Raw genomic sequence first — 25391 nt, 5'->3', positions numbered from 1 at the left:
GCCTACGTTTTGGATACTCAACTTATACATCAATTCATAAAAAATGCCCTTACCGAAGATGTTGGTGATGGCGATCATACTTCACTTTCTACCATCCCGGCCGAAACGCAGGGAAAAGCAAAGCTGATTATCAAAGAGGCTGGTATTTTGGCCGGCATTGAACTGGCTATCGAGATTTTTAAAGAGGTTGATGCTGATTTAAAAGTTGATGTGCTACTACAGGATGGAACTGAAGTGAAAATAGGCGATATCGCTTTAACGGTTAGCGGACGTACACATTCCATTTTAATAGCCGAACGTTTGGTTTTGAACTGCATGCAGCGCATGAGCGGCATTGCAACTACTACGCACCGAATCGTTTCATTATTAAAAGATACTAAAACAAAAATTTTAGATACCCGTAAAACCACACCAGGGCTCCGTTATCTCGAAAAATGGGCTGTGCGTATCGGCGGGGGCGTAAACCACCGTATCGGTTTATATGATATGATCCTGATCAAAGATAATCATGTTGATTATGCCGGAGGGATTACCAATGCCATTACTGCTGCGCAAAAATATCTTGCTGATCAGCGTAAAAACCTTCAGATCGAAATCGAAGTTAGGAATCTGGAAGAGCTTAAACAGGTTTTGGCCATTGGTGGTGTTGATCGAATTATGCTTGATAATTTCAGTTTCGAAAACCTTAGGACTGCTGTTGCTTTGATCGATGGTAAATTTACTACAGAGGCATCTGGAGGGATTACCGAAGCAAATGTTGCAGAGTATGCAGCCTGTGGGGTAGATTTTATCTCGATGGGTGCGCTTACACACTCTGTGAAAAGCCTGGATATGAGTTTAAAAGCATACTAAAGTGATTTGCTATAAAATTAAAAGCTTATTTTTTGTATCATTGTAGGCTATGGTTACGGTTTATTCTCTCAGCGCGCTATTAATTGCCTATCTTTTTGGATCTATACCAACAGCTGTATGGCTTGGTCAGGCCTTTTACGGCGTTGATGTAAGGGAGTACGGAAGTGGTAATGCCGGTGCAACGAATACTTTTAGGGTATTGGGCAAAAAAGCCGGAATTGCCGTAATGATCATCGATATTGCAAAAGGTTATACCGCAACCAATCTGGCCTATTTAATTGGCATGTCGGTAACCGGACCACAAAATTCAGTTGTTTTTGTTAATTATCAGCTTGCCCTGGGTGTAACCGCGGTAATGGGACATCTATTTCCTGTTTTTGCCGGTTTTAGGGGAGGAAAAGGTGTTGCCACACTTTTTGGAATGGTTTTAGCAGTTAATTTCGAAGCATCTATGCTATGCGTTCTGGTTTTTGTGGTGGTGCTGTTATTAACCAAATATGTTTCATTAAGCTCTATCTGTGCGGGCTTTACTTTTCCGCTCAGTGTGGTGTTCCTGTTTCAGGTTTCGATCAAATCTGAAGTGCTTTATGGTATGGTGGTTTGTATTTTAATATTGGTAACGCATCAAAAAAACCTCGAAAGATTGCTGAAAGGCAAAGAATCCAAAGTGTATTTGTTTAGGAAGAAAACTAATTAATTTTACAAAACACATTTCATTAAAACTTATTTATACGCTTACTGTTTAATCTTCGGTTTGCTTGTGGGTATTACTAATCATTTAAAATCGCATTTATGAAAAAGTTATTTTTAACAGCCAGTGTTGCTGGGATTTTATTATTTGACTCATGTTCTACTGTTCCTTTAACAGGCCGTAGTCGATTTGATCTGGTAAGTAACGATCAGGTACTGCCAATGGCATTTCAGGCTTATAGTACTTTTTTAACAGAAAATAAATCTACTGTTTTGCCAGCTTCGAATGCGCAGGCGCTAAAGGTAAAAACCATTGGAAGCAGGTTGATTACCGCTGTTAAATCGTACATGAACAGCAATAACTACGGTAATTTAATCGCCGATTATCAATGGGAAGTGAACGTGGTGCAGAACAATGAAAAAAATGCCTGGTGTATGCCGGGAGGTAAAATTGTGGTTTACACGGGTATTTTGCCAGTAACACAGGATGATGCCGGTTTGGCCACTGTAATGGGCCACGAGATTGCACACGCTATTGCTGGCCACTCGGCCGAGCGTATGTCGCAGGAAATGGTGGCACAGGGTATCGGCGCTGCCGCTGGTGTAGCATTATCAAAAAATCCAAAAACACAGTCTATTTTTAATACTTTATATGGCGTGGGTACGCCTGTTGCGATGTTAAAATTTAGCCGTAACCAGGAGTTGGAGGCCGATCGTTTAGGTTTGATTTTTATGGCTATGGCCGGATATAATCCACAAAGTGCAACCAGTTTCTGGAACAGGATGTCGGCAGCATCTGCCGGTGCACAAAAACCTGCAGAATTTTTGAGCACACACCCAAGTGATGAAACACGTATTGCACAGATCCAAAAATATTTGCCCGAAGCACAACAGTATTATAAGAAATAAGGTAGAAGGCGGAAGGTGTAGGGTTTAAGGTTGAGGGCCGAAGGTAGAAAAGGTGGAAGGTTTTGCGAGATGCAAGGTTTTCCGCCTTTTGTTTTTGTATACCCTTCCTCAACCTGATCCGATAGCTATCGGATTTATTTCAGGGTCTTTGGCATCTTGCCAAGACTTTTGTCTATATAATGATGATGTTTTAATAGCATGATAGATCCTGAAATAAATTCAGGATGACGGATCGATTGGGAGTGGCACAATGAACTAATTCTGGGCTTAATGGATACTACGACAAAGAAAGAATCTTAATGCTATTTCTAGTCTTAGCGTCTCGCTAAGACTGTTCGTTTTAATTAAAGTGTTGTTGCGTTAGATCTCTCCGCTGCACTGCGTTTCGGTCGAGATGACGAATTGGATAGGTAGTGGACGAATGAATCAATGGCAAATGAACAGTTTCCAATTAACCGATTTAAACAATTAACCGGTTAACCTAATAAACAAATGACCAATGAACTATTGAACCAATGAACCTTCAAGCACCTTCAATATCGCGCTGGCTTTCAACAAACATTCTTCATATTCAGAAACGGCATTACTTTGATAGGTAATGGCCCCTCCAACCTGAAAAGACAGGTATTTCGATGTGGCATTATATAAAATGCTCCTGATAATTACGTTGAAATCAAAATCTCCATCAGGACTGATGCAGCCAAATGAACCCGAATAAAGGCCTCTTTTGGTAACTTCGTATTCTTCAATCAGTTTCATGGCCTTAACTTTTGGAGCTCCGGTCATAGAGCCCATCGGGAAAGCATTTTTAATCGCATCGATAAAATGGATCTCCGGGTTTAGTTTACAGCTGATGGTCGAAATCATCTGGTGCACCTGCGGAAAGCTGTAAATCCCAAATAACTCGTCAACCTTTACCGAACCTTTAACGGCTGATTTTGTAAGGTCGTGACGTACTAAATCAACAATCATTACATTTTCGGCCTGTTCTTTAATATCGTTCTTTAGCTGCAATTTTATGGCTTCATCTTCTGCAGGATCCAAACTTCTTTTTGCGGTGCCTTTTATCGGTTGTGAAATCAATTTCTGGCCACGTTTGCACAAAAATCTTTCAGGCGTTGCCGATAAAATATATTGATCGTAAATTTTGAAATACCCGGCAAATGGGGTAGGGGAAACGGCATTGAGCAGCTCGAAAGTTTGAACGGGATCTATTACTGCATTTTCGGCAAAAAACTCCTGGCAAAAGTTAACTTCATAAATGTCGCCTCTTAAAATATGATCTCTTAGTGCTTCAACTTTATCAATATATTGGGGTTTCGATAATTTTTGTGATAGCTGCACCGATGTTGCTTGTTTCTTTCCATGCAGGTGGAAAGATTCAATTTCTGCCAAAACTTCCTGGTCACCAATTAAAACTTCGGCTTTACCCTCTTTAAAAGCGATTAAATATTTTGGAACGAAGAAATATAAGTCGGGAAATGTTAAGCCGTCGGCGTTATTCGATTGCAGATCTTCGATTTCATTTTTTAAATCATAGCTAAAAAAACCGAAAATCCACTGTTTATATGTCGTATAAAAGCTTTTTAGCTGATTAAAGGCATTACCTGTTGCGCATTTTAATTCATGATTTGCACCGACTGCAATGATAAAATCGTAGGCCGAATAGGCATCTTTATAATGATTCGAATCAAGAAGACAGCAAACTTCGAACTGGTTGGCCCAGTGCAATGCTTTTTGTTTAAAATCGGATATATTTTGTGGGTTTTTCAAGCTGTCGCAAAGGTAAAAATAGAGATGATAATTGTAAGAAATTAATTTTTATCTTCCTTTTAAATTATGAAAATAAAATTCCTGCCATATCTATGCTTCGTGTTTTTAATGTTTGGTTGTTCCCAGATCAAACAAAGAAAAATTAATCTTGAAGAATTTCGAATCGCTAAAATGAAACCGGAAACAATTGTTGCTCAAGATTCTTGTAGTATCGTCGACATTATAGAATATTTTCCGAATAAGGAAAAGTGCGGAACAAGTAAACAACTGGCAAACCTGTATGTGTGCAAAGAAGATTTAACTGGCGATACGCTTTATGTTTTTGCTGATTGTGATGCAGAAAGAAGTATGCCCTTTGATAAAGGAGTCTGTATCATGGGAAACGATATCAAAAGAAAATTTCCAAAAGAGATTGTGGTTTCTGTACCTGATGATTTTGTAATTCCAAAAGGAGCAAAATATATTTTCTCCAATTTATTGTGGTTAGTAGATTGAAGGGGGATGCAAATTATCATATCTGTTTATGGCCGGAATTGCTAAGAAAAGCGATTTTATCAGGGGTGTCGTCATTTCGAGCGGAGAGCAACGTAGTCGAGAAATCTAACTAAATGGAGATTCCTAGATGGATCTCTCCATTTCGCTATGCTACAGTCGAGATGACGACTTGATGGTAAATAGCAAATGACGCTTTAACAAAAAAAGCAACCCGTTATGGATTGCTTTTCTTTTACTTGTCGTCATGCTGAATTTATTTCAGCATCTTAATAGACCCTGAAATAAATTCAGGGTGACGGTATTGCGTATTAGTGTAATTCTAAAGTTTGTGCCCTATCTGGTCCTACTGAAAGGAATTTGATTGGAACTTCAAGCTCTTTTTCTAAAAACGCGATATAATCGGTCAATTTAGCCGGAATCTGATCTACAGAAGTAATTTTGGTTACATCGGTAGCCCAGCCGTCGATTGCTTTTAATACCGGTTTTGGTTCGATAGAAATGATGTCGTATGGCATATAATCAATCGTTTCGCCGTTATATTCGTAGTGTGTACAAGCGTAAATGGTATCGAAAGTATCCAGCACATCGGCTTTCATCATAATCAGTTCGGTTACACCGTTTAGCATGATGGCATATTTTAATGCAGGAAGATCAATCCAGCCACAACGACGGGCACGGCCAGTAGTTGCACCAAATTCGTGACCTAATGCACGTAAATTTTCGCCAACTTCGTTGTCTAATTCGGTTGGGAACGGACCGCCACCAACACGTGTACAATAAGCTTTAAAAATACCATAAACAGCACCAACTCTGTTAGGCGCAATACCTAAACCGGTACATGCACCGGCAGTTGTAGTGTTGCTTGAAGTTACAAAAGGGTACGAACCGAAATCAACATCCAGTAAAGTTCCCTGTGCACCTTCGGCCAAAACCGCTTTTCCTTCTTTTAAATAGCCATTAACGAAATGCTCGCTATCTACATGGGGAATGGTTTTCAAAAATTCGATTGCTTCAAAGAAAGCGGCTTCTTTTTCGGTTAGTTCATATTCGAAACCTTCGTAGTGAGAAAGAATTTCGGTATGTTTTTCTACCAGTTTAGCATAACGTTCTTTAAAATCAGGCAGGGTAGTATCGCCCACGCGTAAACCGTTACGGCCGGTTTTATCCATATAAGTTGGACCAATACCTTTTAACGTTGAACCGATTTTGTTTTTACCCATACGTGCTTCATTTGCAGCATCCAATAACTGGTGGGTAGGTAAAATTAAGTGTGCTTTGCGGGCAATTACCAATTTACCATCGGCAACGGGATCGTGACCAGCTTTTTTTAAATTATCAAGCTCTCTTTTTAAAATGATAGGATCGATAACTACACCATTTCCAATTAAATTCATGGTTTTTTCGTTGAAAATTCCCGATGGGATAGTATTTAAAACGAATTTTTTGCCATCGAACTCTAAGGTATGTCCGGCATTTGGGCCGCCCTGAAAACGGGCAATAAGATCATATTTTGGACTTAGTACATCAACGATTTTTCCCTTTCCCTCATCGCCCCATTGCAGGCCGAGAAGTACATCTACTTGCGTCATTATTAAAAATTTAAGCTTGTTTTATTATGTATTTGATTTAATTTGCTTTTAGATCCGCTGCTGCGGCCGCACTTTCGTTCACTTTCCTTGCAACGCTGCAATCAGAACAGAACCCATAAAGATTCAAAGAATGGTGCTTGATATCAAACTTTAACAGGTCGCCAACCATGGTTTGGATCTGGTGGATACGTGGATCACAGAATTCTACCACTTTACCGCATTCGATACAGATCACGTGATCATGCTGACGGTAGCCGTAAGATTTTTCGAATTGTGCCATGTTTTTACCAAACTGGTGTTTGGTCACTAAATCGCACGAAACCAATAACTCTAAAGTATTGTAAACCGTAGCACGGCTAACGCGGTACTTTTGGTTTTTCATGTGGATATAAAGTGTTTCAACATCAAAGTGGTCGTTTCTTGAATAGATCTCCTCTAATATGGCGAAACGCTCCGGTGTTTTACGTAGATTTTTGTTTTCTAAATAAGCCTCAAAAATCTTGCGAACGAGCTCATTTGTATTTTGTTCAGACATAGTTTTTAAACTCCACTCAAAGGTAGTTAAATTGTTTTAAAAAATGATTACCCCCGATCAAATGATTACATAGATTTGGTAATTGCTTGAATAAGTCGGAAGTCCGTAGATCAGATGTCCGAAGCGCAAATCCCAAATGGGCGCAACTTTATCAGATTTGATTTAAAAACCTGCTATTCAATTTCGGACATCGGACTTCTGTCTTTCTGACTCAATTAAGCATCAAACCTGGTAACCCCGGTAACACCCCTCACTTTTAATAAGTTTTTGATCAGATTTTCGAGGTGTTCGGTGTCGTTTACAAAAATCATAATCGATCCTTCAAAAATCCCTTCATTGGTATCAACCGTGATAGAGCGCATATTTACTTTAAAATCGGTCGAGATTACGCGGGTAATGTTATTGATCAAGCCTACATCATCAATACCTACAATTTTTAAACCGGTTAAGAAAGTCAGTTCTTTTTGTCTGTTCCATTTCGCTTTTACAACACGGTAGCCATAATTGGCCATCAGTTGCGCTGCATTAGGACAGTTTGTTCGGTGTATTTTAATGCCTTCGCTTACGGTAATAAACCCAAAAACATCATCACCGGGGATCGGGTTGCAGCATGGGGCAAGCGTATAATCAATGCGCTGCATATCTTCGCCGATCAGTAAAATGTCGGATTCGCCGCCTTTAATTTTACTCTTAATCCCGTCTACGCTAAGATTTTCAGGACGCTCAGGTCCGCGGTTTTCTACTTCTTTTTCGCTCGTAAGGTATTCCCTGATATCTTTTAGCTCAATTTTTCCAAGCGCAACATTTACAAAAAGCTCCTGTGTTGAAGGGAGTTTAAAGAAATAGCTTAATTTCTGGATATTATCGGTATTGTAGGTGATTTTTAACGATTTTAGCTTTCTTTCTAAAATTTCCTTGCCATTTTCGGCAATTTTCCGCTTCTCTTCTTTTAAAGACGATTTTATTTTTGATTTCGCTTTTGCGGTAACCACCACATTGAGCCAATCTTCTTTCGGGCTTTGTTTGCTCGAAGTAATGATCTCTACCTGATCGCCATTCTGTAATTTATACGAAATAGGCACCAGTTTATGGTTTACTTTGGCACCGATACAGGTAGCCCCAACATCGGTATGAATCTCAAAAGCAAAATCTAAAGCAGTAGCACCCAATGGTAACTGGATTAAAGCTCCTTTTGGTGTGAAAATGAAAATCTCATCAGAGAAAAGGTTCATTTTAAAATCATCAAGGAAATCCAATGCATTCGCTTCTGGATTACTCAACATTTCCCTTACTTTCTGGATCCATTGATCCAGACCGTTATCGTTGCTCGATTCTTTGTATTTCCAGTGCGCCGCAAAACCTTTTTCTGCAATCTCGTTCATGCGTTGAGTACGGATCTGTACCTCAACCCATTGCCCGCGTGGCCCCATCACCGTGGTGTGCAAACTTTCGTAACCATTTCCTTTTGGTGATGAAACCCAATCGCGTAAACGGTCGGGGTTTGGGCGGTATAAATCAGTCACAATCGAATATGCTTTCCAGCAGTCGGCTTTTTCATTTTCAGGTGCCGAATCCAAAATGATCCTAATGGCAAAAAGATCATAAACCTCTTCGAAAGGTATATTTTTCTTTTTCATTTTATTCCAGATCGAGTGAATCGATTTCGGTCTTCCATAAACATCGGCCACTAAACCCTGCTCATGCACAATCTCATCAATCGGCTCGACGAATTTTTTGATGAAAAGTGCCCGTTCTGCTTTTTTCTCATTCAATTTTTTTGCGATGAACTTATAGGTATCCGGATCAAGATATTTCATCGAAAGATCTTCCAGTTCCGATTTTATCGCATATAAACCCAAACGGTGGGCAAGGGGAGCGTATAAATAGATCGTTTCTGATGCGATTTTAAGCTGCTTGTGGCGTGGCATAAAATCCATCGTACGCATATTGTGCAAACGGTCGGCCAGTTTGATCAGGATTACCCTAACATCATCGGCCAGGGTAAGCAGCATTTTGCGGAAATTTTCGGCCTGCAGGGAGCTGTTCGTATCAAAAACACCTGAAATTTTGGTCAAACCGTCTATAATCTTAGCCGTTTTCTTGCCAAATTCGCGTTCAATGTCCTCTAAAGTGATATCGGTATCTTCTACCACATCATGTAATAATGCGCAAACGATAGAAGTTGTACCCAGGCCGATTTCTTCTGCGGCAATCTGTGCTACTGCGATGGGGTGGTAAATATAAGGTTCGCCCGATTTGCGGCGCATATCTTTATGGCTTTCGAGTGCCATATCGAAAGCTTTTCTGATTTCTTTTTTATCGCCCTTTTGAAGGGTCGATTTGCTTGCCCGTAGTAATGCCCTGTATCTTTTTAGAATTTCCTGCTTTTCCGCCTCTAAATCAATCACTAACTCTGTTTTCATTTGTATTTTTTGCGTAAAAATTGCGTCTTATTTCTGAATAAAACTTATATTAGTTTTGTGGAACACCTAATATATGAAATAACACCTAACTTTGTAAAAGTATAAATTTATGAAATTTAAAGGGCTCTTTTTTCTTTGTATTGTAATGATTTGTAGCTTTTCGCTGCGGGCGCAGGATCCTGCGGCCCCAATCTTCCCCAAATTGGGTAAGAGCGATACAATCAGGGTGGCCTCAACAAATGATAACGGAATCATGATCCCATGGATGCAGCTTAACGATGTAACCATTTTTGCAGCGAGGATCTGGAAATCGCCTGCAGAACAGGCAGCCTATAACCGTTTAAGGTATAACGTATTAAAAGTAATGCCTTATGCGCTATTTGCAAAACGCAGGTATGAGCAGCTGGAACAGGATATTGCACATACCCCTGAGAAAAAAGAACAGAAGCAACTGGTTAAACAATGTGATAAAGAAATTAAAGACATGTTTAACCGCGAAATAAAAGAATTAACGATTACGCAGGGACAGATTTTAACAAAACTGATCGACCGTGAGGTGGGCAGGACAACTTATGATATCATTAAGCAGACCAAAGGTGGTTTTGCGGCATTTTCTTATCAGATTGTTGCCCGTGTGGTAGGCCATAATTTAAAAAGCACTTACGATCCGACAGAGGATAGGGATATAGAATCTATTATCCGTACCTCCGGATTTTATCAATAACATTATAATGCAGGAAAGCATTCCGAATATTTATCCTTTCAAGGTTAAAAAAATAAACGGCGAAGAACAGCCTTTATCAGCCTACCGCAACAAGGTGGTATTAATTGTAAATACAGCATCTGAGTGCGGTTTTACGCCACAGTTAAAAGAATTACAGCAGCTTAAAGACGAAATTAACAATCCGGATTTTGAAATTCTGGGTTTTCCAACCAACGATTTTGGCAAACAGGAGCCTTTAAATGGTTCGGATATCGCATCATTCTGTGAAATTAACCACGGTGTAAAATTTCCGGTTTTTGATAAAATTATGGTGCGTGGTGCGCATGCGCATCCGTTATATCAGTTTTTGAGCGATAAGAAACAGAATTCAAAATTAAGTTCTAAACCCCGTTGGAACTTCCATAAATACATTGTGAACAGAAATGGTGAAGTAGTAGATTTTTTTATGCCTTTTACCAAGCCCTTGAGTTCGAAAATCAAAAAGAAAATTCAGCAATTGCTGAACCAAAATGCCCAATAAGACATCATGAAGTTAGATATTTTAGTTATAGCCGTGCATCCCGATGATGCAGAGCTTTGCTGTTCAGGTACCATTTTAAAACATATTGCCCTCGGTAAAAAGGTAGGAATTGTAGATTTAACCCGCGGCGAACTGGGTACACGCGGTACAGCCGAAACCAGGGATGAAGAAGCCAAAAACTCTGCAAGGATTTTGGGCTTACATGCCCGCGAGAACCTTGGCCTGCGTGATGGATTTTTCCAGAACGACGAATTTCACCGTTTGGAAGTGATTAAGATGATCAGAAAATACCAGCCAGAAATTATTTTAAGTAATGCATTGGAAGATCGCCACCCCGATCATGGCAGGGCCGGCGACCTGGTTTACGACTCGGTATTTTTATCGGGTTTACCAAAGATAGAAACTTCGATAGATGGCATTAAACAGGAAGCGCACCGCCCGAGGTTATTGCTGCAGTATATTCAGGACAGGTATATAAAACCTGATATTATTGTAGATATCACGGAACATATCGATAAAAAAATCGAATCAATTAAAGCTTTTAAAACGCAGTTTTACAATCCTGATGTAGAGGGGTTGCAAACCTATATTTCGTCGCCCGAGTTTTTCGAAAGCATGATCGGCAGAGCAAGGGAGTTTGGTAAAAGCATTGGCGCTACGTTTGGCGAAGGTTTTACTTCGAGGAAGCTGCTGGGCGTTGATAATTTGTTTGATTTGAGGTAATAAAGAACTGTCACATTATATCGAATACTTTATGCGATCGTCACCCTGAACTTGTTTCAGGGTCTTCTTAGCATGATGGATGCTGAAATAAATTCAGCATGACGATCGCGTGATTAAAAAGAATCAACAAAACCGCCCTTTATTTGTTATTCTCAAAACGAATAATAATGGCGAATATATTCTCATCTCTCAAAAACGCTTACAATCTTTTTAAACATGTAGATTTTGATAAGTTAGAGGCTTTATCGAAAAAAGTTGATTTGCCCAAAATGGTCGAAACGATATCAAGCCTGGATGATAAACAGATTCAGGGCATGATGAAAATGATGGGTGGCCCGCATAAAAAGAAAGAATTGCCTCCAATTGAAGGCGATTTTTACCACCTGGGTGATGAAGCTTTAAAAGATGAAGACCGCGAACTCCAGTTAAAGGTGCGTGCCTTTTTAGAAAAAGAGGTTAAGCCAATTGTAAACCATTATTGGAACAAGGCCGAATTTCCCTTCGAAATTATACCAAAACTTGCCGAACTCAATATCTGTGGCTTAACCTACAAAGGTTATGGCTGTCCGGGGAAATCTAATTTAATGGAAGGTATTTTAGCGATGGAAATGGCCCGGATTGATACTTCTATTTCGACCTTTTTTGGGGTGCAAAGCGGTTTGGCCATGGGATCTATCTATTTATGTGGATCGGAAGAACAAAAACAGCAATGGTTGCCACTAATGCAGCAATTTAAAATTATCGGTGCCTTTGGTTTAACCGAACCCGAGGTAGGATCGGCTGCTGCCGGAGGTTTAACCACCACCTGTAAAAAGATAGATGGAAAATGGGTGTTGAACGGACAGAAAAAATGGATTGGGAATGCAACTTTTGCCGATATTTTGGTGATTTGGGCAAGGGATGAGGAAAGCGGTGAGGTTAAGGGTTTTATTGTTAAAAAAGATAATCCAGGCTTTGCAGTAGAAAAGATGCAGGATAAAATGGCGCTGCGGATTGTGCAGAATGGGTTAATTACCTTAACCAATTGCGAAGTAGAAGAAGCCGACCGTTTACAAAATGCAAACTCGTTTAAAGATACCGCTAAAGTTTTGCAGATGACAAGGGCAGGAGTGGCCTGGCAGGCCGTAGGCTGTGCCCGCGGAGCATACGAAAACGCGCTCGAATATACGCGTAACCGAAAACAGTTTGGTAAGCCTATTGCTTCCTTTCAGTTGATCCAGAACCATTTGGTTGAGATGTTATCTAATTTAACGGCCATGCAAACACTTTGTTTTAGGTTGTCGCAATTGCAGGATCAGGGTTTGTTAAAAGATGAACATGCTTCGCTTGCCAAAGTATTCTGTTCGTTAAGAACGCGCGATGTGGTGAGTAAAGCCAGGGAAGTAATGGGCGGTAACGGAATTTTACTGGAGTATAATGTTGCCCGTTTTGTGGCCGATGCCGAAGCTATTTATTCGTACGAGGGTACAAAAGAGATCAATACATTGATTGTTGGCCGGGCAATAACCGGATTTTCGGCTTTTGTTTAGGATAACTCGCGAAGTTTAGAATGGCAATGAGAGAGGGAAAACTTCGTGAGTTTGAAAAAGATTGCGAATAATGATGTTAAAATTTGCTGTTATTTTTTTGGAAATGATCGTCAGCATTTCATAGGTGCTGTAGCCCCGCCATACGCTTTATCCCTCTGATCCCGATGTAAAATCGGGACGGGATGCTCGCTGCTGTCGGGTTTATTGAACAGCGGTTTGTTCATAAACCTTATTCCTACATCAACTTCCATGGTCTGTGTCCTCACAGACCATTTATTTTTTGTTATATCACAGTGATATTTGTTCCGTTCTGTGAGGACACAGACCGGGGAAATGTGCGGGTGGTTGGTTTCTCGGGGTACCAACTTTGTACCTAAACCCCTGCCCGTTGCAGGCGGGCGATTGGAACGTATGCCGATTCCTTCAATCGGCAGGAGGGAAAGCGGGGCTGAAAATGCCAAGTGAACAGAGCCTTTCATTTCCAAAAAAAGTGTTTATTCCGTTCTGTGAGGATACAGACCGGGGCGGGGCGAAGAATTAGCTTAATTTTATTTAATACGGATGTTTATTAAAGGCCACCTGGCTCATGGCGCTTTTTTCGTAAAGGGCAATACAGGCTTTGTTAAAAGCTGGGTCGAAGTTTACTTCCCCGGGCTGTAATGTATTTGGAACATTTACGTTTTGCATGAAGAAATAAACTTTTGTATTGCCATATTTGGTATGCGGCATTAAATTGCCATAATCTTCCATTTCTTTCCAAACCGAATCCTTAACCGTTACCACATAAATGCGTTGTACCGGGCCGGTATTATTGGCGTTTCTATACTTCACAATTTCTTTGAAACCCGCTTTCATATCTTCGGCACCGGGCTGGTCAAACACATCCTTGACCATAAAAAATATCAATATAAAAACGCCAATGGTAACGATATAAACTAAAGGTTTCTTGTTCATGCCTACAATAAAGGCAATATTTTTTCCATAACCGTCAGGCCTTCGTCAATATGTTTTTGCTCGATGCAAAGTGCCGGACGGAAGCGTATGGTTTTTTCGCCACAGCCTAAAAACATCACATTATTCTCCAACCCTTTACTGATAAAGGCATTGCGCATTTCCTTATTTGGAAAATCGAAAGAGCACAGTAAGCCTCTTCCGCGTACATTGCTCATTTTATCGAATTTATGCGATAAGCTTTCTAAGTTATCCTTTAAATAAGTACCCACTCTGGTCGCATTTTCGCAAAGCTGATCTTCTTCTATGATCTGTAAAATTTGGGTTGAGCGTACCATATCAACCAGGTTTCCGCCCCAGGTAGAATTAATGCGGCTTGGAACTTTAAAAACGTTGGTTTCAATTTCATCTACTTTTTTGCCGGCAAGAATGCCGCAAACCTGCATCTTTTTGCCGAAAGCGATAATGTCTGGTTGTGCTTTTTCGCTAAAATGTTGGTGGCACCAGAATTTCCCGGTTAAACCCACTCCGGTTTGTACCTCATCGTAAATTAAGAATGCTTCATTTTCATCGGCCAGTGTTTTAAGTTGGATGAGAAACTCTTCGCGCAAATGGTTATCGCCGCCTTCTGATTGTATGGGTTCGATAATAATGGCGCAAATTTCGTCTTTGTTATCCGTGAAGGCCTTTTTGATCTGCGCCAGAGAAGCTTCTTCGGTTTCGATGGCACGGTTTAAACGATCTCCAGAAAGTGGGAATTTAACTTCGGGAACGGCCACCCTTGGCCAATCGAATTTGGCAAACCATTTGGTTTTATCGGGCAGGGTATTGGTTAAACTTAAAGTATAACCCGTGCGGCCATGAAAAGCCCTTTCGAAATGTAAAACCTTGAATCCTTTTTCTTCGGTATAACCTTTTGCGAAGTTTTTTTGAACTTTCCAGTCCATGGCTACCTTGATGGCATTTTCGACCGCTAAACCCCCACCTGCAATAAAAAAAGCATGTGGAAGGTAATCAGGAATACCAACTTTAGAAAATGTTTCTACAAACTGTGCATATTGCTGGGTGTAAACATCCGAATTAGAAGGATTGGACAAAGCGGCCTGGAACAGACTTTTTTTGAACGCTTCATCATTGATCATTTTAGGATGGTTGTAACCCAAAGGAACGGAAGCAAAACAGGTGAAAAAATCGAGTAGGGTCCTGTTATATTTCGAATCGTAAATATAGGCGCCGTTACTTTTTTCCATATCATAGGTAAGGTCGAAACCATCGGCCAAAATGTGTTTCCTTAACGATTCGTTAACGCGATCTGCAGGTACTGTTAATTGGTACATAAAATTGGATTTGGTATATTCCAAATTTAGTTAAATGTGCCTAAAATCAAAATTTAAGCACTTTTTGTACCCTTAAGGCAAAAAATAGGTTTAAACAGTTTAAAGTATGATTATAGACAAAATCGGGTTTTGGACTTCACGAATGTGGAAAACTTTTTTGTTGAAAGGCGATGCAAAACTCACAATTTTCTGAAACCTGCGAGGTTTAGCATGAAATAACCAGATGAAAATCATGAGCCATTTTAGCCTTTACTGAATTATATTTTTTTGAAAATCCTTACGAGGTTCTCCGCAATTATTTTATTGCCCTTATCAGAAGGGTGCAGGCCATCGTAGGTAATTTTCACGGCATCCAATGGATAAGGGTAATCGTCGCCTTTTGGGTTAAATGGTATAGAAGCTGATTGGGGATATTTATAGTTTTGATATTCGCCTGTTGAAGGGTTTTTCAGCCTTTTAAACCTGACCGCCTTTTCGAATTTAAGTTTTTGATTGTGGTAAAGATCAACCACAGGAAAATTTTCGTGTTTAGCTATTTCGACAATCGCATTGGCAAACATCTCTAAAGTTTGCCCGTTTTTTGCCTTATATGATCCAAAAGCGTTGTTGTTAGCATCGGCAACATACACAAAATCGTTTCGCTGCATCGGGGTGATCACCACAATTTTTGCATTGGGATTTAAGGTCCTGATTTTGTCGATAATAATGCGGTAAGCACCACATGTGGTACCTGTTCCGGTATTGTTGATGTAATCGTTGATTGATCCGACAGGTATTCCCGACCACCAATCGTTCGTGCCCAGAAAAATTGAATATAAGTCTGACTGAATAATGCCCAGTTTCTCAATTTCTTTTGCTATGCCCACAGTTGTCCAGCCATTGTGGCCCTGGTTAATGTAGTTAATGTTCGGCAACCGATCTTTAACACGGTCTAAGTAGCCTTTTGTTACACGGTTCCCGGTTTCGCTTAAATGGTTATTAAGGTAAGTGATGGAATCGCCGATGGCTGTCCATTTGATTTCTTTCACCGGAATAAATGAAAAGTTAATAATCGAGATAAATAAAAGTGATATAATTATTTTTTTAAAGGATTTTCTGCTCATACCGGTTAAAAATCTTGGTTAATCCATAGTTGAAGATCGGCGATGAATTTAACGAGAATATTTTAAGTTTTTGGGCGTTTATCCTTTTTAAAAAACAGATGTGCAGAAATTAGCCAAACATCTATTTTTTATTGGCACTGATCTATTTTTATTTCATTTTATGGTATTGTACTTTACATTTATCCTAAGCAACAATAATCACAGGTTAAATAATTTATAGGAGGCTTCAGCAATGAAGCCTTTTTTTATTCTCCGCCAATTATATTAATCAAAAAATTAAGCGCGTTTGCAGAGTGGAGCGCTTTTGTTGATTGCATGGTTATATCTGCTGTTTCTGAAGACCTTTTTAACATCTGTTTTTCGTAAGCAGAGATTGCTTCATGGCTATTTTTGAAATCATTGTTCTTTAAACATTGGCCTAATTCCAAAGCATCGAGCATGGCCATATTTACACCTTCGCCCGCATAAGGGGGCATCAGGTGCGCTGCATCGCCCAGCATGGTTAAATTGGAGATGGTTTCCCAGTTTTGATCCAAAGGCATACAATATTGTGGGCGGGGAACAAAAGCAACCGAAGCATTTTCGAACAGTTCGAGCCAGATTGGATCCCAATCTGAGAATGTTTCTTTAAACCAATGAATTACTTGCTTTTTATCCGAAAAATCGATGTTTGATTCTTTTACCCAGTTTTCGGTTGTGTTGCAGCCGGTATAAAACACCAAACTACCATCACCTTTTGAACTTACAATCAGTGATTTTTCGCTACCCATGGCGAATATCTTTCCACCGTTTAGCAGGGCATGCATTTTCGGTGTAGCTGTTGCTGATGAATAAACGGCACCTTCTACAATGGTTACGCCTGAATAAAACGGTTTGATCGGTGTAATGTACGGACGGATTTTGGAGTTAGCGCCATCAGCTGCAATTACAATGTCGGCAGCTGCAGAGTTTCCATTTTTGAATTCGATCAGCCACGAACCATTATTTGGTTGAAGTGACGCAAAATGACTGTTCCAGATTACGGTATCTTTTTCCAACGAATCTAATAGTATTTTTTGCAATGGACCACGGTCTATTTCAGGACGGAAAGCTTCCCTGTTTTCTGTATCGTTATCCTCGAATACGATTTTTCCATGTTGATCAATAATACGTGTACGATCGGCCCCGGGACGATAGTTGGCCATAAAGGCATCCATCAATCCAGCTTCTTTCAGCGCAGCTAGTCCCGATTCTTCATGTAAATCGAGTGTTGCGCCTTTTGGCCTGGCATTTTCGTTGGCATCACGTTCGTAAACATTAACGTTAAAGCCATCCATCTGTAGCAAACGGGCCAAAGTTAAACCACCCGGGCCGGCGCCGATGATGGCAATTTTTTTATTTTTAAGATTATCCATTGTGTTTCTGATTGGTTATACCTTTAATTACAATTTCGCAGCAGGTTAAAATCACTTCTTCGGTAATAATCTGTTGCTCACGGTTTAAATGATCGAAATATTCGGCCACGAGATCCTGAATGGGCGAAAAAAGTAAAGCCCTGTGTACATCATGGGGTAAATCGGGTATCAGGCCAGCTTTAACATGATTTTTTAAAAAAGTGTGAATAGGAGAAAAAAATGAACCCTGTTGAATATTCTTTTCCTGAAAAGCTTTATTTAAGAGGGGAGAAGATTTACCGTATTGGATGAGGGAAAAGGCAGGCTTATTGTTTTTAAGAAAATTAAAAGTATTGAGCCAAAGCTTTTTCATGCCATCTGAAAAATTCATTTCAGGATTAAAATTTTCCAATACTGCTTTTTCGTAGGTGCCGAGTACTTCTTCGATAAAGAGTTTTACCAATAAATCTTCCTTATTTTCGTACTTGATGTAAATGGTACGGGGCGATATATTAGCGGCCTTGGCAAGTTTTTGCATGCTAAGGTTTTCCAAACCTTCGTCAGAAATAATCTGTAAAGCAATTGAGCGGATAGCTTCTTCTTTCTCTAAATTTTTTGGCCTCATGCTGTTTATTATTAATATGGATCAAAAGTAAGTAAACGTTTGTTTACTTTTGAATTTTATTTAAAATATTAACTGATTTTGACAAATAGGTAGGAGTAGTAAGGATATATTATAAATATAGAATCGTCTTCCTGAGTGATAATTTATTACATATAAATCTACATTATTGACAGAGGGGTTTCTGTACCTAACTTTCCAAAGTTCCGTCATTTCGAGCGGAGTGAAACGGAGTCGAGAACCCGTAGGCTCAGCGAAGCTAAATCTGTCTCGAGATAGATCTCTCCACTCCACTGCGTTTCGGTCGATATGACGATAGTCTGTCAATGATTAGCTTGTTAAGGATCTTACTTTAACGCTCTTGCGAATCGTTATTACTTGGTTTGTATCCCTACACACCATCGAACAAGTGTTTTCATTTATTGTCAAAACTTATCCTTCATTCCGAATAAGCCCATCAACCCACCGGTATGGATGGTGAGAATTTTATCATCTTGGCCGATAACTCCCTGTTTTTGAAGATCTACAATAGCGAAACACATTTTTGCGGTATAAATGGGATCTAAAAGCAAGCCGGTTTGGGCAGTAAAGGTTTTAATGAAATCAATCAGTTGAGGGGTGGTTTTAGCATAACCACCGAAATGATAATCGAGGTGTAGTGTTAAATGAGCAGAAAGGGGAGTGTATTTTGCTATTTCATCTTTAATGAACGAGGCACCTTTTAATACGGGGATAATGTGCAGCTTGGTATTTAATCCCTGTTGCTGAATTCCCTTCAACAATCCAGCTGCAGTTGTGCCGGTTCCGGCGGCACAGAAAATGTGATCGTAAGTTTCGCTGAGTTCGTTGATTATTTCTGCACAACCAATGGTGGCTTCGTTAGAGGCGCCCCCCTCATCAATAAAATAAGCCTGATCATCGTTGGCAAAATGTTGTTCAAACAGTTGGTGTTTATCGCGGTAACTTTCGCGGTCGGTAAAAATGAGCTGCATACCAAATAAGCTGCAGAGTAATAACATTTCGTTTTTTACTTCTTCACCACGAACAAATGCTGTTGATTTTAGCCCACACCTTGCTGCTGATGCTGCTGTAGCTACCAAGTGATTGGAATAAGCCCCTCCGAAAGTTACCAAATGGGTTTTGTTCTCTCCATTTGCTTTAGCTAAAATGTATTTGAGCTTGCGCCATTTATTGCCCGAAATATAAGGATCGATCAGGTCGTCGCGCTTAACAAAAAGATTGTTAAAAGGGGCTAATGTTATCTTTTGTACAGGGCTATATATTTCTTCGAACACGTGTAAAAATAAAAAACACCTGAATATTTCAGGTGTTTTTAAGGAATATTATGTTTGAAAACCGATTATTTGCCAATGCCCAGTCCTATACCTGCATTTAACATGCTGTATTTTGCCTGGGTATACGAAGTATAAAATTTAAAGAAGCCGAATTTTAACTGAAAGCCTAAACTAGCCCTAACACCATCAATGTCGGTTTGTTTAACCGAAATCGGATCAACATAAGTGGCATTACTTGTACCATCCTCAAATCTATAGGTACCCAAAGCTTTTAGATTGGTGTTTGATGTTTGATAACCAAGACTGGCAAAAGGAGTAAAAAACACGATCTTTTTAGATACAATGGCATCAAAATTTACTCCATTAAATTTTGCATCAATGCGCTGATCCGAATTTGCTGTATTGTTAACGTTCAATGGTAAATTATACCTGTACTGGGTAAAACCACCGGCAATGGCAATATCTACAGGTATTAATTTCTCTGTAGTAGAGCCCATAAATAACGGCAAAAGTTCAACCTTTGCGCCGAAGCCGATCATCGATAAACTTCCTAAATCGTTTCCGATCTTTATTTTGGGCATGGCCCTTAAAGTAACATCGATATTTTTTGGCAAACCTAAGGTAGCCTGGATCTGTGCCGAAGGTACTACATGGAAACCAACACCCTGTGGCAGGTTAAAGAATTTACCTGTTGGAAGCCCGCTGCTGGTATAAATCTGCATTTTACCGCCCTCGCGGTCATCTCCAAATGCTGTAGGGCCGATGGAAGAAGCACCTGGGGCAGGTTTAATATTGCTTAGGCCCAAAGTGTTTACATCGTAACTTCTGGCCGATTGTGGCACAAAAGCAGCAGAAGCAGAAACACGGACATCAAATTTTAAAAAACCTTTCGATTGCGCAGTGTTGCTCCATCCATCAGTTAACCCTAGCCCCAAACCTTTGTACAAAGGATCGAAATAGGCATTAACCAATTTGGTAGCATCGGCCGGACCAGAAACAAATAAGCTTCCAACATCTTGTTGTGCACTTGCTTTTTGGGTGATTACCAATAAAAATAAGGCTGTAACGGCCTTTAAAAAGTAGCATTTCTTCATATAAATGATTTAGAATGTTTTAATTGCGGACGAAGGTAGGACTGTTTTTCCGAAAACTGCAATGATTGAAAAATTCTTGAACTTAAAAGTTTATTTTTGCCCCATGGAAAATGTGGTCGAATTGCAGGAATCAGAAGAGCAGGAATTATATGAGCATTTAAAAATTATTGTCGATAAAGGGCAGTCGTTGCTGCGCATCGATAAATTTTTGATGGTGCGTGTAGAAAATGCTTCGCGCAACCGCATTCAGAACGCAATAGATGCCGGTAACGTACTGGTTAACCAAAAGCAGATTAAAGCGAGTTATAAGGTAAAGCCTTTTGACGAGATATCGATCGTTTTGCCACATCCGCCACGCGATACGGAAGTTTATCCAGAAGATTTACCGCTCGATATTATTTACGAAGACAGTGATCTTTTAGTGGTAAATAAAGCTGCCGGAATGGTGGTGCACCCTGGATTTAACAACTATACCGGTACCTTGGTTAATGCCCTGGCATTCCACTTTGAGCAGCTTCCGCAACTGCCCGGTAACGATGGTCGCCCGGGGTTGGTGCACCGCATTGATAAGGATACGTCAGGCTTATTACTGATCAGTAAAAACGAAAAGTCTATTACACATCTGGCCCGCCAGTTTTTTGACCACAGCATTACCCGTAAATATATTGCGTTGGTTTGGGGCGATATCGAAAATGATGGTACAGTAACAGGTTATATCGGCAGAAGCGCCAAAGACCGTCGTGTAATGGATATTTACGATGATGAGGAAAAAGGCAAATGGTCGGTAACACATTATAAAGTATTAAAGCGTTTGGGTTATGTAACTTTGATCAGCTGTGAGCTGGAAACCGGCCGTACGCACCAGATCAGGGCACACATGCAGCACATCGGGCACCCGCTTTTTAACGATGCGATGTACGGGGGAGATAAAATTTTAAAAGGAACAACCTTCAATAAATACAAGCAGTTTGTAGATAATTGTTTCGAACTATTGCCCCGCCAGGCATTACATGCACAGAGTTTGGGTTTTATCCATCCTACAACAAAAGAATACATGTACTTCGAATCGCCGTTACCACCCGATTTTAAGGCTGGTTTAACCAAATGGGAAAATTATATTGCCACATCATAAAATATGCTTCAGGAGTACCTTTTATTTAATGATGAATTTCAGGCGGCTGATGTTCCATTTTTAACGGCTGCGAACAGGAGCTTTAAATTTGGCGACGGACTGTTCGAAAGCATGCGCATGATCAATAACAAGCTTCAGTTTGCCGATTTACATGCCGATAGGCTTACGGCTGGCATGAAAGCGCTAAAAATTGATGGACATGCTTTAATGGATGATTATTTTATACGCCAGAAAACTGCCGATCTTGCCAAGCGGAACAAATGGAACGGCAATGTGCGTTTCCGTCTTTCGGTTTACAGGGGAGGAGCCGGGGTATATACACCTGAGATTAATAAAGCAGGTTATGTTTTGGAAGGAATTCCCCTAAAATCATCAAATTACGAACTCAATAGCAAGGGCTTGATCATTGATGTATATGACGAGATGACCAAGCCTGTTAATAAGCTATCGAACTATAAAACAGCTAATGCGCTGCTTTATGTAATGGCCGGCATTTTTAAAAGCCAGAACCGCCTGGATGAAGCCATGATCCTGAATCAGTACGGTTTTCTTTGCGAAAGCATCAGCGCAAATGTTTTTGTGGTATACAATAAGCAGATTTATACGCCATCGCTGGCCGAAGGTTGTGTAAGTGGCGTAATGCGTACTGCGGTAATGCGATTGTGCAAAATGAACGATCTGCCTTTAATCGAAGCACAGATTAATCCTGAAATTTTAAAAGAAGCAGAAGAGGTTTTTATCACCAATGCCACACAGGGCATACAATGGGTGATGGGCTACGGCCGGAAACGTTATTTTAATGAGATTTCGAAGTTTTTGAGTGAAAAACTGAATGTTTTTTAGTTCACTGGTTCATTGGTCATTTGTTTATTAGGTTAATTGTTTAATTGCAGGATTGTTAAATTGTTTACTGCAAACTGCCAATTGCCAACTGTTTACTGTTAATTGTTTACCCTTCGACTACGCTCAGGGGGCTAATTAATCCATTGTTTAATTGCGTGATTGTTGAAGCAACTTGCCAATTGCTTTTCCAAATCGTTATCTCGAGCAAGCTTTTCTCATATCGAAATTTCGACTGTAGTGCAACAAAATGGAGAACCACGAAGTGCTCAGCGAAGCTAAATCTATCTCGAAATAGATCTCTCTTCCGACTTATCGTCAAAACGTTTCGGTCGAAATGACGGCGATTGAATAAAATCCATGTTTTTCCGTGCCTAAAAACCAAAATTCCTGCCTCTAACTCCCTCCGGGTCGTCACCCTGAACTTGTTTCAGGGGCTTTCCGTTTTAAATTAGATTTTTCAAAATCCCACTGTGCAACACATTTGATACTGCGACATTTATCTCAGCCGTAAGCATTTTTATTTGTAGAATTTTAGTATTATTGGTTACACACAAATTTAACCGAAATGAAAAAATTACTCATTATCGTGATGGCCTGCTATGGCCTGAACGCCCGTTCGCAGGTGAACGAATCCAGAAACTTTCTGTACCTCAATTCCGATTCAACAGTTTATGCGCAGAAGATCAGGCTACGGCCCGATTTTTCAGGTTCATGGTCGGTTAGAGCCGATTCAAGAAAGGTATCCACCAACAGGATCAAGTTTTTTAATAACGAAGATGGTTTCTTTGCCAATACAAGGGAATTTAACTTTTTAGGGCAGGCAGCTTTTGCAGAGCGGATTATAGAAGGCAAGATCAATATCTATCAGGAAGTAGATTACAATGATGTTCCTTACGAACTCGATTATTATAGGTTTAGGGATTATAGGAGGCAGGCTATAAATACCAGAATGTTCCTAAACAAGGGCTTTTCTGATCTGAAAAAGGTAAATTATGGTAACTTGAATGAAGCAATGGCCGATAATCCAAAGAGTTTGGCGCTATTAAGGCGTTACAGAAATACCAAAATAACAGGGATTGCCATGTATGTAGCCGCAGGAGCTGCAATTATAGCAAGTGGTATAACCATGATGTCGGGTTCGGGAATTACATATAACGGAAATGTTCCAAGTCTCGATAACCGTAATGATACCAAAAGTTATATTTTGCTCGGCCTTGGGGCCGGTTTAAGCATAGGAGGCTTTTTTGTTGGCGAATCGGGCAAGAAGAATATCGAAAGGGCTATCGATAATTATAACCGATAGTTAGAACAGGAATTAAAAACAGGCAGTTAAATTAACTTGCCTGTTTTTTTATATCTCAGATTGTTTTTAAGTCAGGTTATTCGACTCAGGACTAAAGACTCAGGACTAATGGCTTTGGACTAATAACTACCCCAACCTCATTCCCCTCAAAAAATCCTCTATCAACATCCGTTTTTTACCTTCGTACTGGATATCCAACAGTTTGATAAAGCCATCTTTGGCTGCAAATTTTAAATAGGTTTTGCCATCAGTTAAGAAACCGCCGGCTACAATTCCCGGTTCTTTATCTTCTATTTCGGCCTTAAATACTTTTAAAGTTTTATCGTTGAGTATGGTAAAAGCAGTTGGGTAAGGACTTAAACCACGGATTAAATTATGGATTTTTTGTGCCGTGTTATTCCAGTCGATTTTACAATCTTCCTTGAAAATCTTAGGTGCATGTTTTAATTCGGTACTTTGAGGCTGCGGTTGTTCGTTTACCTCGCCAGCTTCAATGGCTTTAAGTGTTTTTACCAGTAAATTGGCACCAACAACCATCAGTTTATCATGCAGATCGCCTGCCGTTTCATCATCTGCAATGGCAACACTGTCGCTAAGGATAATATCGCCTGTATCAATTTCTTCCTTAAGAAAAAAAGTAGTTACGCCGCTCTCTTTTTCGCCGTTAATAATGGCATGGTTTATCGGCGCTGCACCACGGTATTGAGGTAAAAGTGAGCCATGTAAATTAATGGTACCTTTTGCTGGCATGCTCCAAACCACTACAGGCAGCATCCTAAATGCTACTACAACCTGCAGATCGGCCTGGTATGATTTTAATTCCTCAATAAATTCTGGATTTTTTAATTTTTCGGGCTGTAAAACAGGAATCCCTTTTTCTACGGCGTATTTTTTTACGGCACTTTCGTTCAGTTTCTGTCCGCGTCCTGCAGGTTTATCAGGTGCAGTAACCACGGCAACAACATCGAAATTGGCCTGAACCAAGGCATCTAAAGAAGCTACAGCGAAATCGGGCGTACCCATGAAAACTATTTTCATAAAGAAAGTGTTGTGTTTCTAAAATAACGCGGATATCCGCGCTAAGGTTTTGCAAAATAACTAAAAATAAACCCATACTCACAGGCAAAAAATGGTACAAGGTAAAGATGTTGTTAAAGCGAGTGGACTGGTGTACGTAACCGACGGCATGCCTGGTATTTACCGCAAAGGGAAACCGGGTAAATTTCATTACGAAGATAAGGATGGACATAAAGTAACGGAAGAAAAACACCTCGATAGGATCAAAGCGCTCGTAATTCCACCGGCCTGGCAGAACGTGTGGATCGCCAATAAACCGAATGCCTATTTACAGGTTACCGGGATTGATGCTGCCGGTAGGAAGCAATATAAATACCACAGCAAATGGACAAGCCGCCGATCGGAAGATAAATATTTCCGTCTGCTAGAATTTGGTAAAGCTTTACCGAATGCCCGAAAAAACCTGGAGAAAGACCTCCGCCGTAAGGATTTTGATGAACGGAAAGTATTAGCCATTTCGGTTGATGTACTCCAAAAAACGCTTATCCGTGTAGGGAAT

Annotated in this window: 23 protein-coding genes and 1 pseudogene; 12 read left to right on the top strand and 12 right to left on the bottom strand. The window is 40.1% G+C overall.

What is annotated here, in order from left to right; translation table 11 throughout:
* Positions 1-9 precede the first annotated feature (9 nt).
* The 3 genes from nadC to B2V92_RS00520 all read left to right on the top strand — a co-directional run bounded on the left by nadC (position 10) and on the right by B2V92_RS00520 (position 2451).
* Complete coding sequence (nadC, locus tag B2V92_RS00530) at positions 10-852, top strand: carboxylating nicotinate-nucleotide diphosphorylase (protein ID WP_293303823.1); 843 nt, start codon at positions 10-12, stop codon at positions 850-852.
* A gap of 49 nt (positions 853-901) precedes the next feature.
* The gene (gene plsY / locus B2V92_RS00525) at positions 902-1549 is read left to right on the top strand and encodes a glycerol-3-phosphate 1-O-acyltransferase PlsY (protein WP_025143663.1); all 648 of its coding nucleotides are present in this window, start codon (positions 902-904) and stop codon (positions 1547-1549) included.
* 95 nt (positions 1550-1644) lie between these two features.
* Positions 1645-2451 (top strand): M48 family metallopeptidase, encoded by an 807-nt coding sequence (locus tag B2V92_RS00520; protein WP_293303822.1) that lies wholly within the window; start codon positions 1645-1647, stop codon positions 2449-2451.
* A 504-nt stretch (positions 2452-2955) separates the two neighbouring features.
* Here B2V92_RS00520 and B2V92_RS00515 read toward each other — a convergent pair.
* The gene (locus B2V92_RS00515; protein ID WP_293303821.1) at positions 2956-4224 is read right to left on the bottom strand and encodes an anthranilate synthase component I family protein; all 1269 of its coding nucleotides are present in this window, start codon (positions 4222-4224) and stop codon (positions 2956-2958) included.
* Between the two features lie 66 nt (positions 4225-4290).
* Here B2V92_RS00515 and B2V92_RS00510 point away from each other — a divergent pair, with 66 nt between their 5' ends.
* Positions 4291-4719: a hypothetical protein gene (locus B2V92_RS00510; protein ID WP_293303820.1), complete on the top strand. Its 429-nt coding sequence runs from the start codon at positions 4291-4293 to the stop codon at positions 4717-4719.
* Positions 4720-5027: 308 nt separating this feature from the next.
* Here B2V92_RS00510 and B2V92_RS00505 read toward each other — a convergent pair whose 3' ends face one another.
* The 3 genes from B2V92_RS00505 to B2V92_RS00495 all read right to left on the bottom strand — a co-directional run bounded on the left by B2V92_RS00505 (position 5028) and on the right by B2V92_RS00495 (position 9266).
* A complete protein-coding gene (locus B2V92_RS00505) occupies positions 5028-6308 on the bottom strand; it encodes an adenylosuccinate synthase (RefSeq protein WP_293303819.1) in 1281 nt (426 codons plus the stop codon).
* A 37-nt stretch (positions 6309-6345) separates the two neighbouring features.
* Positions 6346-6843: a Fur family transcriptional regulator gene (locus tag B2V92_RS00500; RefSeq protein WP_113952197.1), complete on the bottom strand. Its 498-nt coding sequence runs from the start codon at positions 6841-6843 to the stop codon at positions 6346-6348.
* A gap of 215 nt (positions 6844-7058) precedes the next feature.
* Positions 7059-9266, bottom strand: coding sequence for a RelA/SpoT family protein (locus B2V92_RS00495; protein WP_293303814.1), 2208 nt, complete (start codon positions 9264-9266; stop codon positions 7059-7061).
* A gap of 109 nt (positions 9267-9375) precedes the next feature.
* Between B2V92_RS00495 and B2V92_RS00490 the strand changes: the two genes are divergently transcribed.
* The 4 genes from B2V92_RS00490 (at position 9376) to B2V92_RS00475 (ending at position 12762) form a co-directional block, all read left to right on the top strand.
* Positions 9376-9990, top strand: a complete 615-nt coding sequence (locus tag B2V92_RS00490; protein ID WP_293303813.1) for a DUF4294 domain-containing protein — start codon at positions 9376-9378, stop codon at positions 9988-9990.
* Positions 9991-9997: 7 nt separating this feature from the next.
* Positions 9998-10510, top strand: a complete 513-nt coding sequence (locus B2V92_RS00485) for a glutathione peroxidase (protein WP_293303811.1) — start codon at positions 9998-10000, stop codon at positions 10508-10510.
* A gap of 6 nt (positions 10511-10516) precedes the next feature.
* Positions 10517-11233 (top strand): bacillithiol biosynthesis deacetylase BshB1, encoded by a 717-nt coding sequence (gene bshB1 / locus B2V92_RS00480; RefSeq protein ID WP_293303810.1) that lies wholly within the window; start codon positions 10517-10519, stop codon positions 11231-11233.
* Positions 11234-11400: 167 nt separating this feature from the next.
* On the top strand, positions 11401-12762 hold the full coding sequence (locus B2V92_RS00475) for an acyl-CoA dehydrogenase family protein (protein WP_293303808.1): 1362 nt from the start codon (positions 11401-11403) through the stop codon (positions 12760-12762).
* Positions 12763-13314: 552 nt separating this feature from the next.
* Here the strand turns inward: B2V92_RS00475 and B2V92_RS00470 are convergent.
* From B2V92_RS00470 to B2V92_RS00440, 7 genes are all read right to left on the bottom strand, one after another.
* Positions 13315-13716 carry a hypothetical protein gene (locus B2V92_RS00470; protein WP_293303806.1) on the bottom strand — a complete coding sequence of 134 codons (402 nt, stop codon included), beginning with the start codon at positions 13714-13716 and terminating at the stop codon, positions 13315-13317.
* A 2-nt stretch (positions 13717-13718) separates the two neighbouring features.
* Positions 13719-15050 (bottom strand): L-lysine 6-transaminase, encoded by a 1332-nt coding sequence (lat, locus tag B2V92_RS00465; protein WP_293303804.1) that lies wholly within the window; start codon positions 15048-15050, stop codon positions 13719-13721.
* A gap of 257 nt (positions 15051-15307) precedes the next feature.
* Entirely contained in the window at positions 15308-16153 is an 846-nt protein-coding gene (locus tag B2V92_RS00460; RefSeq protein WP_293303802.1) for an SGNH/GDSL hydrolase family protein, read from the bottom strand.
* Between the two features lie 245 nt (positions 16154-16398).
* A complete protein-coding gene (locus B2V92_RS00455) occupies positions 16399-17547 on the bottom strand; it encodes an FAD-dependent oxidoreductase (RefSeq protein ID WP_293303800.1) in 1149 nt (382 codons plus the stop codon).
* Positions 17540-18151, bottom strand: a complete 612-nt coding sequence (locus B2V92_RS00450; RefSeq protein ID WP_293303798.1) for a TetR/AcrR family transcriptional regulator — start codon at positions 18149-18151, stop codon at positions 17540-17542. The genes B2V92_RS00455 and B2V92_RS00450 overlap by 8 nt, the downstream gene beginning before the upstream one ends.
* Before the next feature lie 422 nt (positions 18152-18573).
* A complete protein-coding gene (locus B2V92_RS00445; RefSeq protein ID WP_293303797.1) occupies positions 18574-19443 on the bottom strand; it encodes a 1-aminocyclopropane-1-carboxylate deaminase/D-cysteine desulfhydrase in 870 nt (289 codons plus the stop codon).
* Positions 19444-19508: 65 nt separating this feature from the next.
* Complete coding sequence (locus B2V92_RS00440) at positions 19509-20537, bottom strand: DUF6588 family protein (protein ID WP_293303796.1); 1029 nt, start codon at positions 20535-20537, stop codon at positions 19509-19511.
* 103 nt (positions 20538-20640) lie between these two features.
* On the opposite strand from B2V92_RS00440, the gene B2V92_RS00435 reads away from it, so the two are divergent.
* The 3 genes from B2V92_RS00435 to B2V92_RS00425 all read left to right on the top strand — a co-directional run bounded on the left by B2V92_RS00435 (position 20641) and on the right by B2V92_RS00425 (position 23815).
* The gene (locus B2V92_RS00435) at positions 20641-21669 is read left to right on the top strand and encodes an RluA family pseudouridine synthase (protein ID WP_293303848.1); all 1029 of its coding nucleotides are present in this window, start codon (positions 20641-20643) and stop codon (positions 21667-21669) included.
* Between the two features lie 3 nt (positions 21670-21672).
* Positions 21673-22512, top strand: a complete 840-nt coding sequence (locus B2V92_RS00430; protein ID WP_293303795.1) for an aminotransferase class IV — start codon at positions 21673-21675, stop codon at positions 22510-22512.
* 565 nt (positions 22513-23077) lie between these two features.
* Complete coding sequence (locus B2V92_RS00425; RefSeq protein WP_293303794.1) at positions 23078-23815, top strand: hypothetical protein; 738 nt, start codon at positions 23078-23080, stop codon at positions 23813-23815.
* 126 nt (positions 23816-23941) lie between these two features.
* On the opposite strand, the gene fmt is transcribed toward B2V92_RS00425, so the two are convergent.
* Positions 23942-24853 carry a methionyl-tRNA formyltransferase gene (fmt, locus tag B2V92_RS00420; protein WP_293303793.1) on the bottom strand — a complete coding sequence of 304 codons (912 nt, stop codon included), beginning with the start codon at positions 24851-24853 and terminating at the stop codon, positions 23942-23944.
* A gap of 91 nt (positions 24854-24944) precedes the next feature.
* On the opposite strand from fmt, the pseudogene B2V92_RS00415 reads away from it, so the two are divergent.
* Positions 24945-25391 (top strand): annotated as a pseudogene (locus B2V92_RS00415) (DNA topoisomerase IB); the annotation flags it as partial.

Source organism: Pedobacter sp. UBA5917, assembly GCF_002432345.1.
Lineage (GTDB): Bacteria > Bacteroidota > Bacteroidia > Sphingobacteriales > Sphingobacteriaceae > Pedobacter.
The sequence above is the reverse complement of the archived record's forward strand: the minus strand, read 5'-3'. Positions and strand labels throughout refer to the sequence as shown.